This window comes from Kocuria cellulosilytica, from assembly GCF_040981245.1.
Taxonomy (GTDB): domain Bacteria; phylum Actinomycetota; class Actinomycetes; order Actinomycetales; family Micrococcaceae; genus Kocuria; species Kocuria cellulosilytica.
The window spans coordinates 84,002-96,495 of record NZ_JAVFWZ010000005.1 but is presented as its reverse complement, the minus strand read 5'-3'; the positions used below and the strand labels follow the sequence as shown (position 1 = coordinate 96,495).

The 12,494-nt window shown below is 74.3% G+C and carries 14 protein-coding genes; 3 read left to right on the top strand and 11 right to left on the bottom strand.

Annotation, left to right across the window (positions count from 1 at the left end):
* Positions 1 to 16: 16 nt before the first annotated feature.
* The 4 genes from RCG67_RS09680 to RCG67_RS09665 form a co-directional block, all read right to left on the bottom strand.
* Entirely contained in the window at positions 17 to 445 is a 429-nt protein-coding gene (locus RCG67_RS09680; RefSeq protein ID WP_368825921.1) for a universal stress protein, read from the bottom strand.
* Between the two features lie 85 nt (positions 446 to 530).
* Positions 531 to 959: a universal stress protein gene (locus RCG67_RS09675; protein ID WP_368825920.1), complete on the bottom strand. Its 429-nt coding sequence runs from the start codon at positions 957 to 959 to the stop codon at positions 531 to 533.
* 76 nt (positions 960 to 1,035) lie between these two features.
* Positions 1,036 to 1,467 (bottom strand): universal stress protein, encoded by a 432-nt coding sequence (locus RCG67_RS09670; protein ID WP_368825919.1) that lies wholly within the window; start codon positions 1,465 to 1,467, stop codon positions 1,036 to 1,038.
* 155 nt (positions 1,468 to 1,622) lie between these two features.
* A complete protein-coding gene (locus RCG67_RS09665) occupies positions 1,623 to 2,039 on the bottom strand; it encodes an Hsp20/alpha crystallin family protein (protein ID WP_058875246.1) in 417 nt (138 codons plus the stop codon).
* A gap of 284 nt (positions 2,040 to 2,323) precedes the next feature.
* Between RCG67_RS09665 and RCG67_RS09660 the strand changes: the two genes are divergently transcribed.
* On the top strand, positions 2,324 to 2,869 hold the full coding sequence (locus RCG67_RS09660; RefSeq protein ID WP_368825918.1) for a hypothetical protein: 546 nt from the start codon (positions 2,324 to 2,326) through the stop codon (positions 2,867 to 2,869).
* Here RCG67_RS09660 and RCG67_RS09655 read toward each other — a convergent pair.
* Positions 2,866 to 4,191 carry an erythromycin esterase family protein gene (locus tag RCG67_RS09655; RefSeq protein WP_368825917.1) on the bottom strand — a complete coding sequence of 442 codons (1,326 nt, stop codon included), beginning with the start codon at positions 4,189 to 4,191 and terminating at the stop codon, positions 2,866 to 2,868. The genes RCG67_RS09660 and RCG67_RS09655 overlap by 4 nt on opposite strands.
* Entirely contained in the window at positions 4,188 to 5,543 is a 1,356-nt protein-coding gene (locus RCG67_RS09650) for a phosphoribosyltransferase family protein (protein WP_368825916.1), read from the bottom strand. Before RCG67_RS09650 ends, RCG67_RS09655 begins: the two co-directional genes overlap by 4 nt.
* 267 nt (positions 5,544 to 5,810) lie before the next feature.
* Between RCG67_RS09650 and RCG67_RS09645 the strand changes: the two genes are divergently transcribed.
* Positions 5,811 to 6,380, top strand: coding sequence for a hypothetical protein (locus RCG67_RS09645; protein ID WP_368825915.1), 570 nt, complete (start codon positions 5,811 to 5,813; stop codon positions 6,378 to 6,380).
* 25 nt (positions 6,381 to 6,405) lie between these two features.
* Here the strand turns inward: RCG67_RS09645 and RCG67_RS09640 are convergent, their stop codons facing one another.
* Genes RCG67_RS09640 through RCG67_RS09620 form a run of 5 tightly spaced genes read right to left on the bottom strand, consistent with a single transcriptional unit; the run spans position 6,406 to position 10,754 of the window.
* Positions 6,406 to 7,464: an enoyl-CoA hydratase/isomerase family protein gene (locus RCG67_RS09640; protein ID WP_368825914.1), complete on the bottom strand. Its 1,059-nt coding sequence runs from the start codon at positions 7,462 to 7,464 to the stop codon at positions 6,406 to 6,408.
* 40 nt (positions 7,465 to 7,504) lie between these two features.
* Positions 7,505 to 8,329 (bottom strand): glycerophosphodiester phosphodiesterase family protein, encoded by an 825-nt coding sequence (locus RCG67_RS09635; protein WP_368825913.1) that lies wholly within the window; start codon positions 8,327 to 8,329, stop codon positions 7,505 to 7,507.
* 10 nt (positions 8,330 to 8,339) lie between these two features.
* Positions 8,340 to 9,221: an HAD family hydrolase gene (locus RCG67_RS09630; protein ID WP_368825912.1), complete on the bottom strand. Its 882-nt coding sequence runs from the start codon at positions 9,219 to 9,221 to the stop codon at positions 8,340 to 8,342.
* A gap of 26 nt (positions 9,222 to 9,247) precedes the next feature.
* Positions 9,248 to 9,766, bottom strand: coding sequence for a YbhB/YbcL family Raf kinase inhibitor-like protein (locus RCG67_RS09625; RefSeq protein WP_368825911.1), 519 nt, complete (start codon positions 9,764 to 9,766; stop codon positions 9,248 to 9,250).
* A gap of 58 nt (positions 9,767 to 9,824) precedes the next feature.
* Complete coding sequence (locus RCG67_RS09620) at positions 9,825 to 10,754, bottom strand: carbohydrate kinase family protein (protein WP_368825910.1); 930 nt, start codon at positions 10,752 to 10,754, stop codon at positions 9,825 to 9,827.
* Between the two features lie 212 nt (positions 10,755 to 10,966).
* On the opposite strand from RCG67_RS09620, the gene RCG67_RS09615 reads away from it, so the two are divergent.
* Positions 10,967 to 12,418, top strand: coding sequence for a glyceraldehyde-3-phosphate dehydrogenase (locus RCG67_RS09615; protein WP_058875237.1), 1,452 nt, complete (start codon positions 10,967 to 10,969; stop codon positions 12,416 to 12,418).
* The last annotated feature ends 76 nt before the right edge of the window (positions 12,419 to 12,494 follow it).

Below are 12,494 nucleotides of genomic sequence, written 5' to 3'. Positions count from 1 at the left end.
TGACGGGCCGGTCCGCTCAGTGCCGGACCACGAGCACCGGGCAGTGCGCGTAGGCGACGCACGCGTGGGACACGGACCCCAGGCCGGAGCCGAGCAGTCCGGCACGGCCGCGCCGGCCCAGCACGAGCAGCTGCGCGGTCTCGCTCTCCGCGATGAGCCGGCCGGCCGGGCGGCCGTGGGTCACCGTGGTGGTCAGCCGTCCGGGGACGTCCTCCCCGAAGACGGCCGCAACCGTGCGCGCGAGGATCCGCTCGTGGTTGGCGCGCAGCGCCTCCTCGTCGACGAGGAGCTCGGCGTCCAGCACGGTGGGGTCCCCGGCGCACGCGATCGCCTCGAGCGGGGCGTCGAGGGCCTCCGCCAGTCCCGCGGCGAGCCGCAGGGCCTCCATCGAGGACTCCGAGCCGTCGATCCCCACGAGGATCCGCTGGTCCGTCGGTGCACTCATGGTCGAACCTCCTGGTCCGGGCCGGCTCCCGGGAGCCGGTCTCTCGGGGCCGCGGGGGCCGCGCCGGGCGGCCCGCGCCGGCCGGTCAGTGCCGGACGACCAGCACCGGGCAGTGGGCGTGCGCGATGCACGCGTTGGAGACGGAGCCCAGGGCCGAACCGCGCATGCCGCCGTGGCCGCGGCGGCCGAGGACCAGCATCAGGGCGTTCTCGCTCTCCTCGACCAGCCGGGCCGCGGGCCGCCCGTGCACGAGTTCGGCGCTCACGTGCTCCGGGACCTCGCCGCCGAACACGTCCTCGACCGTCGCGCGGAGCACGTCCTCGGTGCCGGCCGGCGGATTGTTCGGGTCGACGGTCTCCCAGCCCTCGTAGACCGGCGGGCCCTGCCAGAACATGAGGGCGGTCAGCCGGGCGCCCAGGGACCGGGCGATCCGGTCCCCCGTCCGGAGGGCCTCCTTCGAGGAGTCCGATCCGTCGATCCCCACGAGGATCCGCTGCTGCGATGGTGCTGCCATGGTCGAACTCCTTCGTTCCGGCGCCCACGGTCCGAGCCCGGGGCGCGCTCCGTCCGGCAGGTTCCTGCCGGAGCGCTCAGTGCCGCACCACGAGGACGGGGCACTTGGCGTGGGAGACGAGGGCCGAGGAGACGGAGCCGAGGATCATCCCGAGCACCCCACCCGTGCCCCGCCGGCCCACCACGAGCATCCGGGCGCCCTCGCTCTCCTCGATGAGGCGGGCGGCGGCCTGGCCGCGCAGCAGCCGGGTGGTGAGGTGCGCGGGGCGCTGCTCCCCGAACACCTCGGCGAGCGTGCTCTCGAACAGCTGCTCGCTGCCGCGGCGGAACTCCTCGGGGTCCACCACGCGGTAGCTCTCGTAGAGCAGCGGGTCCTCCCAGCACATGACGGCCTCGAGCGGCGCGCCCAGGGCCTCGGCGAGCCGCACCCCCTCCCGGAGCGCGGCCTTGGACGAGCCGGATCCGTCGACTCCCACGACGATCCGGTCACCGGACGACGGCTCGTCCATGCTGTACCTCCTCGATCACGGCGGGTCGGCCGGTCCGCCTGTCTCCACGATAGGACCCGGTGAGGTCCGTCACAACGGCCCCCCGGCCCGCGGGGCCCGCGCGACGACGGGCGGCACCGGGCCGGTCCGCCCGCCCCCGCGCGGCCGGCGCGGCCTCAGCCTCGGGTCACCTGGATCTTCTTGGTGGCCGGGGGCTCGACGTGCTCGGCGACGGGCACGCGGACCTCCAGCACGCCGTCGCGGTAGGCGGCGCTGATGTCCTCGTCCCGGCACCCGGCGGGCAGCGGCAGGGTGCGGGAGAACGAGCCGTAGCGGAACTCCGAGCGGTAGCTGCCCTTGTCCTTGTGCTCGGTCCGCTCCCGGCGCTCGGCCCGCAGGTGGAGCACGTCGTCGGCCACGGTGAGCTCCACGTCCTGCTCCGGGTCGATGCCGGGCAGCTCCGCCCGGATCACCACCGTGTCGCCGTCCCGGTACTCCTCCACCCGGGGCCAGGACGCCTCGACGTCCCCCTCCAGGAGGCGCCGGAGGGGCTCGAGCATCTCCAGGCCCTCCCTGCGCATCAATCCGGCCATGACCTGACTCCTTCCCGTGGCACCGCTCCACGGCGCCGCCGGGGTGTCGGCCCCGGCCGGCCGGGGAACCGGCGCGGTCCGCCTCGACCCTTCCAGCGTAGACACCGCCGACCGGGCGCGTAAGCCCCGCGGCGCCCGGGGCGCCATGATGACGGGCCCGCTCGGCCGGCTCCCGGAGCGCTGGATCCGCAGGGGCCGCGGGGCGATAATCAGGGCATCCTCCACGGGTGCCGCCGCCGACCGGCGGAGCGCCGCGGGGACCGGGACCGATCGGAGTGTCCGCCGTGGACAACAACGTGATGAAGATCGTCTACACCTTCTTCCTGGGGGCCCTGCTGGCGCTGTTCGTGGGGCTCGGCATCCAGACCTTCTACCCGGGCCCGGAGATGCCGGAGCCGACCTCGGGGGTGGAGTTCGTTCCCGAGGGGAGCGGCGCCCCCACCGAGGAGCAGCGCGAGGAGATGGCGGAGAACGAGCGGCAGTGGCGGCAGTGGCAGGAGGAGCAGCAGGACTACAACCGCAACGTGGGCGTGGTCGCCCTGGTCAGCTCCGTGCTCCTGCTCGTGCTCAGCCTCGTGCTCGAGAAGCGCAACAGGGTGCTGACCAACGGCGTGATGCTCGGCGGTCTCTTCACCCTGCTCTACGCCATCGGGCGGAGCTTCGCCTCCAGCGAGACCACCATGACGTTCATCGCCGTGGGCGTGGGCCTGGCCGTGGTGCTGTTCCTCGGCCACCGCCGCTTCTTCCAGGACCGTCCCGCCGAGGACGCGCCCGAGGAGGAGCGGCCGGAGCGGACCGGCGTCCGGACCGCTCCGCCGGAACGACCCTAGAAGCCCGTCGGCTCGGTCTCCAGCTCGGGCTCCCCGGGCGGGCCCTCGTGGTGCAGGGGCCGCAGCGCGGCGGTCACCGTGAACCAGAGCAGGGCGTCGTAGCGCTCCCCCATCCGGGTGGGGACGTAGTTGCCGGCCTCGCGCCACGGGTGGTAGACCACCCCGATGGCCCGGTGACCGTACCGCCCGGAGAGCCAGGGCCCGGAGCGGTCGCGGCCGAAGACCAGCACCGCGGGGTCCTCCAGGGCCCGGTGCAGCAGGTCCTCGTGGCTGCCCGGACGGGCCTCGGGGACGGCCACGACCTCCTCGGCCGCGCCCCACGACTCCGCCGCGACCACCGTGCCGGCCCAGGAGGCGAGGCCCACGAGCACCACCTCGTGCGCGGCGTGGCGCTCGCGCAGCAGCTGGCCCACGTTGACCAGCCCGGCGTCGAACATGTCGGTGGCCCGGGCGTCCCCCACGTGGGAGTTGTGCTCCCACACCAGGCCCTTGGACCCGGGCCCGTGGTGGCGGGAGAGCAGGCCGGCGGTGTCCGCCATGTGCTCGTCCCGCACGTTCCAGGACTGCCGGTCGCCCCGGACCATGGTCCGGTAGTAGCGCTCGGCGTCGACCGCCACCATGGCGTTGAGGGCGGCGTCGAACGCGGCGGGGTCACCGGCCGTCCGGTCCATGGTGCGCCGGCGCACCTCGGCCAGGAGGGCCACGACGTCGGCCTCGCAGCTCTCGGGCACGATCCGGGTGCGCCACGCGTACCGGTGCGGGTCCTCGTGGAAGGGCACGAAGCACTGCCACGCCTGCAGCGCGGCGGGCAGGGCCTCGGGCGCGCTGGCCTCGAGCCAGCCGATGATCTCCCGCAGCGAGTCCCACAGCGAGTACACGTCCAGGCCGTAGAAGCCCACCTGCTCGTGGCCGGCGCGGCGGGCGTTCTCGTCCCGGAGCCAGTCGAGGAACTCGGCGACCTCCTCGTTCGCCCACATCCACGTGGGCCAGCGCTCGAAGCCCGCGAGGACGCCGCGGGCGTCGAGGTCCTGGTCCGCCTCGCCGCGCACCCACCGGTCGATCCGCCGGCAGTCCGGCCAGTCCCCCTCGACCCCGATCCAGGTGAAGCCGTGCTCCTCGATCAGCCGCCGGCTGAGCAGGGCCCGCCACCGGTAGTACTCGTGGGTGCCGTGGGAGGCCTCCCCCACGCACACGAACCGGGCGCCGGCGCAGCGCTCGACCAGCCGGTCGAGGTCCGGGGCCCCCTCCAGCGGCCGGGCGAGGGAGCGGATCTCCGCGAGGACCTCGGCCTCCCGGGAGGCCCCCCGTCCGCGGGCACTCACCGGGACGTCCCGTCGCCGTGCTCGCCGGCCGGCCGGAGGTGGCGGAGGAACCAGTCCCGTGCCAGCCCGGCGGCCTCGGCGAGCGTGCCGGGCTCCTCGAAGAGGTGCGTGGCGCCCTCCACGACCGCCAGCCGGGTGGGGCAGCGCATCGACTCCTGCGCCCACCGGTTGAGGCCGAGCACCTCGGAGTCCTCGCTGCCGACGATCAGCAGGGTGGGCGCCCGCACCGAGCGCAGCCGTTCGTCCGCGAGGTCGGGGCGGCCCCCGCGGGAGACCACGGCGGCGATCGACGCGCCGGGCTCGGCCGCGGCCCACAGGGCGGCGCCGGCGCCCGTGCTGGCCCCGAAGTACCCGACCGGGGAGGCCGCGGACCCGGGCTGCTCGCGCAGCCACGCCGTGGCCTGGAGCAGCCGCTCGGCGAGCAGGCCGATGTCGAAGACGTTGCCGCGGTCCGACTCCTCCCCGGGGGTGAGCAGGTCGAGCAGCAGGGTGCCGAGCCCCGCCTGCTGCAGGACGGAGGCCACGTACTGGTTCCGCGGGCTGTGCCGGCTGCTCCCGCTGCCGTGGGCGAAGACCACCACCCCGGCGCCGGGCCGCGGCAGGTGCAGGTGGGCCTCGAGCTGCTCCGTCCCCGCCGGGATGCGCACGTCGGCGTCGACCGGCCGGCCGTCCGGTTCCCGGTCCGCCCGGGCGGGCCCGGGCAGCTCCGCCTGGTGGCGGCGCCGGGCGGCGTCGAGCAGGGCCACGACCTCGTCGTCCTCCGTGGCGGAGAAGTCCCGGTAGTGGTAGCCGACGGCCGTGAAGTACGGCGGGGTCGCGAGGCAGATCACCTCGTCCGCCTCGACCACCCGGGACAGGGCCTCCTGCGGGGCCACCGGAACGGCCAGCACCACCCGTGCGGCGCCCAGCTGGCGGGCGATCCGGCAGGCCACGCGCGCCGTGGAGCCGGTGGCGATGCCGTCGTCGACGACCAGGGCGATCCGCCCGGTGAGATCGACCCGTTCCCGGCCCGCCCGGAAGCGCTCCGTCCGTGCCTCGAGCACGGCCCGCTCCCGCGCCTCGATCTGCTCGAGCTGCGCGTCCGTCACCCCGAAGTACTGCAGGGTCCGCTCCTCGAGCACACGGGCGCCCTCCTCCCCGATGGCGCCCATGGCCAGCTCGGGCTGGGAGGGGACCCCCAGCTTGCGCACCACGATGACGTCCAGCGGCGCGTCGAGGATCCGGGCCACCTCGTGGGCCACGGGCACCCCGCCGCGGGGCAGGCCCAGCACCACCACGTCCTGTCCGCGCAGGGACCTCAGCCGCTTCCCCAGCTGCCGTCCGGCCTCGACCCTGTTCTCGAAGACCGCCATGGCCTCCACCGCCTCTCCGGCGGGCGCGCGGCCCACCGCCCCTCCGGTGCTCCCCGGCTCCGCCCGGGCCCTCGGGTCCCTCGGGCCGGGGCGGATGAGTCCAGCGTAGGCAGACGGGGAAGCCGGTGGAAGGCCCGCGGGCCAGGTGACGGCCGTGGACAACCCTGCGGGTCCGGCCCATAATGCGAGCACGCCCCGGCCGCCGTCCGCGGTCCCGGGCGCCCTGGACGGACGTCCCGCAGGAGCGGGAGAGACGGAGCACGCCGCATGGTGGACCGCACGGAGGACCGCTCGCAGGACCGCAGGGTCCTGCGGACGGTCTACACGTTCTTCCTGGGGGTGCTGCTGGCCCTGTTCGTGGGTCTCGGCATCGCCACGGTCCACCCCGGTCCGGAGGAGCCGGAGCCGCCGCGGTCCATCGCCCTGGCGCAGGAGACGCGGGAACTCACCCCGGAGGAGCAGCAGCAGTGGGTGGGCTACGAGCTGGAGCGCCGGGCGTGGGAGGACGAGTTCATGCGCCACAGCCGCGACGTCGGCGTGCTCGCCCTGGTCGCCTCGGTCCTGCTCCTGGCGGTGAGCCTGGCCGTGGAGCGGCGCCGGCCGGTCCTCGCCCACGGCATCCTGCTCGGCGGCCTGTTCACGCTGCTCCACAGCGTGGTCCGCAGCATGATCTCGCAGGACACCCTCGCGGCCTTCGGCGTGGTGACCGTGGCACTGGCCGTGGTGCTGTACCTCGGCTACCGCCGGTTCGTGGACCGGCCCACCGGGACCGGCGACCGCCCGGGCCCCTCCGGAACGGTGGTCAGCGACAACGGGAAGCACCCGTCCCGCCGCTGAGCGGGGCGGGCCCGTGCCGGGCCGTCTACAGGGGCAGCGGGAGCTTCTCGCCGAGCACGGCCCGTACGGCCGCGACGTCGACGTCCGCGACGGAGGCGTGCTCCCAGGCCGGCGCGTTGTCCTTGTCCACGAGGACCGCCCGCACGCCCTCGGCGAAGTCGGGGCGCACGATCGTGTCGGCGGCCAGGCGCAGCTCCCGCTCGAGGCAGGAGCGCACGCTGTCGTCGGCCGCCCCTCGTTCGAGCAGCTCGAAGGCGCGCACCAGGGAGGACGGGCTCATCCCCGTGAGGTCCTCCGGCGCGGCGGCGACGACCTCCTCGAGGGTCGGGGCGCCGTAGCGCTCCTCGATCCGGTCCCACTGCGCGACCACGGAGGACGCCTCCGGCTCCCGCGCGAAGCGGGCCAGCGCGTCCTCCGGGCCCTCCTCCACGACGGCCCCGGCGAGGGCCTCGAAGTCCTCGTCGGCCACGAGGACGTCGGCGAGGCCGAGGGCGACGGCGTCCGCGCCGCCGATCCGCTGCCCGCCGAGCGCGAGCCAGCGGCCCACGGCCAGGCCCGGCTCGCCGCGGCGGTCCGGGCGGGAGACGCGCGGCAGGAACCAGGAGGCGCCGATGTCGGGGAAGAACCCGATCTTCGTCTCGGGCATCGCCATGACCGTCGAGGGCCCCACCACGCGGTGGGAGCCGTGCACGGAGATGCCCATGCCGCCTCCCATGCAGATGCCGTTCATGAGCGCCACGTAGGGCTTCGGGTAGTCCGCGATCAGGCAGTCGAGGGCGTACTCGACGGCGAACACCCCGGTGGCCTCCTCGGTCCGCCCGCCGAGCACGGCGTCGCGGACCTCCCGGATGTCGCCGCCGGCGCACCACGCCCGCGGCGAGGCGGACGTGACGAGCACGTGGCGCACGGCGTCGTCGTCCCGCCACGCGTCGAGCGCGGCCTTGAGGTCCCGGTACATCTGCGCGGTCAGGGCGTTGAGCTGCCGGGGCCGGTTGAGCACGATGTGCCCGGTGCCGTTGCGGACCTCGGTCCGGACGTGCTGCTCGGTGCCGGGCGCGGTGCCGGCCGTGGCGGTGTCGGTCATGGTCCCCACCCTGCCACGGGCCGGACCGCCGTGTCATGGCTCACACGCCGGTGGGCGGCCACTGCCCCCGCTCCGCCAGCAGCTCGGCGAGCCGGTCCGCCCGGTCGGTGACGATCCCGTCGACCCCGAGCTCGAGCAGCTCCGCCATCTCGGCGGTCTCGTTGACGGTCCACACGTGCACGTCGATGCCGTGCCGGTGGGCGAAGCGCACGAACCGGGGCGTCACGAGCTGGACCTCCACCCCGCCCCGCATCCGGTACCGGCGGGGGATCTGCACGGTGTCGAACGGCTCGATCCACCGGGCGACCACCCGCCGGACGAGCCGCCAGCTGGGACCGCCCAGCCACGAGCACACGAGCAGCAGGCGCATCCCCTCCTTGCCGGAGGACGTGGGCACGCTCCGGCCGTCGAGCTCGCGGATCCGCCGCAGCGTGCGCCGCCGCCGGCTCTCGGAGAAGGACGTGACCCGCACCCGGTCCGCGGCCCCGAGCTCGTGGAGCAGGGCCGGCAGGGCCGTCACGGACGCCTCGTCCTTGACGTCCACGTTGAACCGCAGCCCGGGGAACTCCGTCAGCAGGTCCGCGAACCGTGGGATGCGCCCGGCGCCGGCCACGCGCCGGGTGCTGATCTGCTCCCAGGTCAGCGCGGAGACCTTCCCGCTGCCGCCGGTGACCCGGTCCAGGGTCTCGTCGTGGAAGGACAGGACCACCCCGTCGGCCGTCGTGTTGACGTCCGTCTCGATCCACTCGTAGCCGAGGTCCCGGGCCGCGCGGAACGCGTCGAGGGTGTTCTCGGCGCCGTCGCGGCAGAAGCCGCGGTGGGCCAGGGCCGCGGGACGGCCGCGCCGGTGCGCTGGAGGGGTCACCCTCCTATTGTTACCCCGCGGTAGCGGTTTGTCCCGCCCATGACGCCCCGGGGCGCCCCCGGCGCAGCAGCGCCTCGATCACCTGGGCCACCCCGTCCTCCTCGAAGGGCGGGGCCGTGCGGCCGACCGCGCGGGCCACCGCGGGGTGCCCGCCGGCCATCGCGTACCCGTGGGCGGCCCACGTGAGCATCTCGAGGTCGTTGGGCATGTCGCCGAAGGCCATCACCTCGTGCGGGCCGATCCCGCGCTCGGCCGCGTACTGCTCGAGGGTGCGGGCCTTGGTGAGCCCCTTCTGCCCCATCTCCACGAGCGGGGCGGCCGCCACGGAGTGCGTCACGGACAGCCGGCCCGCCACGATCCCGGCGAGCGCGCGGAAGTACTCCTGCGGGTCGGCGGTGTCCAGCTTGGCCAGGAACTTCACGAGCCCCTGGTCCGCCGGCACCCGCTCCCGCAGCGCCCCCACCAGGGGGGCGCCGATCTCCATCCGGTCGGTGCGGGCCCAGCCGCGGTCCGTGAACACGCCCTCGAGCGTCTCCGCCGCGAACAGCGTGCCGGGGTGCCGGGCCGCGACCTCGTCCATCACCGCGAACGCGTCCCGGGCCGGGAACAGGCTCGACTCCACCACGAGATCGGCCCGCAGGTCGTAGACCACCGCGCCGTTCGAGCAGATCACCACGCCCTCGTGGCCGAGCTGCTCGCGCAGCGGGTCGAGCCAGCGCATGGGCCGGCCCGTCACGAACACCACGTGGATCCCGCTGTCCTGGGCGGCCCGGATCGCGTCGACGGTGCGGGGGCGGAAGCGGAAGTCGTGCCCCAGGACGGTGCCGTCGAGGTCGCTGGCGATCATCCGGATCGGCGCCGCCGCCCCGGGGACCTCCGGAGTCGGGCTCACGGGTGCGCTGCCACCTCTTCCGCCACCTATGCCTCGTGCATCCCGGTGAGGCAGGCACGGGCGATCCCGGAGCTGAACAGCTGGAAGTTGACCACCGCGGGACTGGCGCTCTCGTCGACGTCGATCCGCTCCTCGCCCACCGCGGTCACGCACACGACGTAGCGGTGCGGCCCGTGGCCGGGGGGCGGGGCGGCCCCCACGTACTCGTCGGTGCCGCCGTCGTTGCGGTGCTTGACCGCCCCGGCCGGCGGACGGGAGGCCGCGCCGCGCTCGAGCGAGGTGACGTCGGCGGGGATGTTGGACAGGCACCAGTGCCAGAAGCCGCTGGGGGTGGGGGCGTCCGGGTCGAAGACCGTGACCACGTAGCTCCTGGTGCCCTCCGGGGCCCCGGACCAGCTCAGCTGCGGGGACACGTCCTCGCCGCCGGCGCCCATGATGCCCGAGAGCTGGGCCGGGGCGAGCGGCCCGCCGTCGGTGATGTCCTCGGAGGTGAGGGTGAAGCTCGGCAGGTCGGGCAGGTCTGCGTACGGATCGCGGTCGAGCACGGGCTCTCCTTCGGTCGGGATCGGGTCGGGATCGGGTCGGGGGTCGGTCGCGGGCCGGTCAGGGTGCGGGCAGCTCGTCCTTGCGGGGCAGGTCGGCGCCGGCGCGGGAGACCGTGACGCCGGCCGCCGAGGCGGCGTGGCGCAGCAGCTCGCCGACCTGCTCCTGGTCCAGGTTGTCGATCCGCTCGCGGGCCTGCGCGCCCGTGTAGCCGTGGTCGGTGAGCCAGGCGAGCAGCGCCGCCATGAAGGAGTCGCCGGCCCCCACCGTGTCCACCACGGTGGTGCGGGCGGCGGGCACCTGCACCCCGGCCGGGCCGGTGGCCCGGGTGCGGGCCCAGGGCCCCAGGGGTCCCCGGGTGACGACGACGAGCTCCGCGCCGGCCTTGAGCCAGGCGCCGGCGCTCTCCTCGACGCTGCGGTGGGGGTAGAGCCACAGGAGGTCCTCGTCCGAGGCCTTCACGACGTCGGCGAGGGCCACGAGCTGCTCGGCGCGGGCCCGCGCCTCCGAGGAGTCGGGGATGATGGACGGCCGGCAGTTGGGGTCGTAGGAGATCAGGGCCGAGCGGTGGGCCTGCTCCACGGCGTGCAGAACCCTCGAGGCGCCGGGCTCGAGCATCGCCCCGATCGACCCCACGTGCAGCAGGGTCGTGTCCCGCAGCAGCTCGCCCAGCTGCTCGTCCGAGAGGTCCAGGGACCAGTCCAGCTGGAAGTCGTAGGTCGCGGCGCCGTCGTCCCCGATGACGGCCTCCGCCACGGACGTGGGCCGGGCGTCGGGGCCGAAGGGCAGCAGGACGCCGTTGTCCCGCAGGTGCGCCTCGACCTGCGTGCCGTACTCGTCCTCGCCGTAGCGGCCGAGGAACTGGACCTCGTGGCCGAGCCGGGCCAGGCCCACGGCCACGTTCATGGGGCTCCCCCCGGCGTGCGCGCGGGGCTCCTGGCCGTGCTTCGAGACCACGTCAACGAGCGCTTCACCGATCACCGTCAGCATGCCCTCACGGTAGCACCCGCCGGTCCCGCCGCCCCGGCCCCGGAGCGGCCCGGAGGACGTGTCACAGAGGCCTCGCACGCGCGCCCGTGCGCTTAGAATGGAGGGCGGCGCCCTGTGCGAACCGCAGCGGCGCGCGCATCCGACCGCGCAATGAGGCGCGGCACGTCACGGCCGGACACGATGACGTCCCCGGCCGAGGAAGAGAGTCATTCTTGAGCACTCCTGAAAGCTGGGCCGACCGCGAGGCACTCGCGGAGAGCATCGTCCCCCTGGTCGGACGTCTGCACCGCGAGAACAAGGTCGTGCCGACGGTCTACGGCCGCTCCCTGGTGCACAAGTCCGTCACCCAGATCATCAAGGCGCACCGCTTCGCCCGCCGCATCGACGGCGAGGAGCTGCCCCTGGAGGACACGACCCGCCTGCTCGAGACCCTGTCCCGGCTGAACCTGGGCACCTGCGCGGTGGACCTCGGCAAGCTCAACCGGCTCGCCCAGGAGTCGGACCAGGACCTCGAGGCGTTCCTGCGCGAGGAGCTCGCCCCCGTGGTGGACCGCAGGGCCCAGAACTCCCCGGAGGCCCAGGACGTGGTGCTCTACGGGTTCGGCCGCATCGGCCGCCTGCTCGCCCGCATCCTGATCAACCGCAACGACGGCACCGGCCTGAACCTGCGCGCCGTCGTGGTGCGCAAGAAGCCGGGCAACGACCTGGTCAAGCGCGCCTCCCTGCTGCGCCGCGACTCGGTGCACGGAAAGTTCGACGGGACCATCCACGTCGACGAGGAGAACGACGTCATCACGGCCAACGGGGTGGCCATCAAGTTCATCTACGCGAACGACCCCACGGAGATCGACTACACCGCGCACGGCATCGACAACGCGATCGTCGTGGACAACACGGGCGTGTGGCGCGACGAGGCCGGCCTGTCCAAGCACCTGCAGTCCAAGGGCGTGGCCAAGGTGCTGCTCACGGCGCCGGGCAAGGGCGACCTGAAGAACATCGTGTGCGGGGTCAACGACGACGTCATCACCCCGGAGGACACCATCCTCTCCGCGGCGTCCTGCACCACCAACGCGATCACCCCGGTCGTGAAGGTCCTCCACGACAAGTACGGCATCGCGCAGGGCCACGTCGAGACGGTGCACTCCTACACCAACGACCAGAACCTCATCGACAACTGGCACAAGGGCGACCGCCGGGGCCGCTCCGCCGCCCTCAACATGGTCATCACCGAGACCGGCGCGGCGAAGGCCGTGGCCAAGGCCCTGCCGGAGATGGCCGGGAAGCTGACGGGCAACGCGATCCGCGTCCCCACCCCGGACGTGTCCATGGCCATCCTGAACCTGCAGCTCGAGCGGGCCCCGGAGTCCGAGGACGCGGTCAACCAGTACCTGAAGGACATCTCGCTGAACTCGTCCCTGCGCAAGCAGATCGACTACACCGACTCCCCCGAGATCGTGTCCACCGACTTCGTGGGCTCCCGCCGCGCGGGCGTCGTCGACGGTCTCGCGACGATCGTCAACGGCAGCTCGCTGGTGCTCTACGTCTGGTACGACAACGAGTTCGGCTACTCCTGCCAGGTCGTGCGGGTGCTGGCCCGGATGGCCGACATCGCCATGCCGCAGTTCCCGGCCGAGCGGGTCGCGGTCGGCGCCGTCGCCGGCTGAGCCCGGCCCGGCCACGAGGGGCCGTGGCCCGCCGGCGCTCCGGCGGGCCACGGCCCCTCTCCGTGTCCGGGCGCCG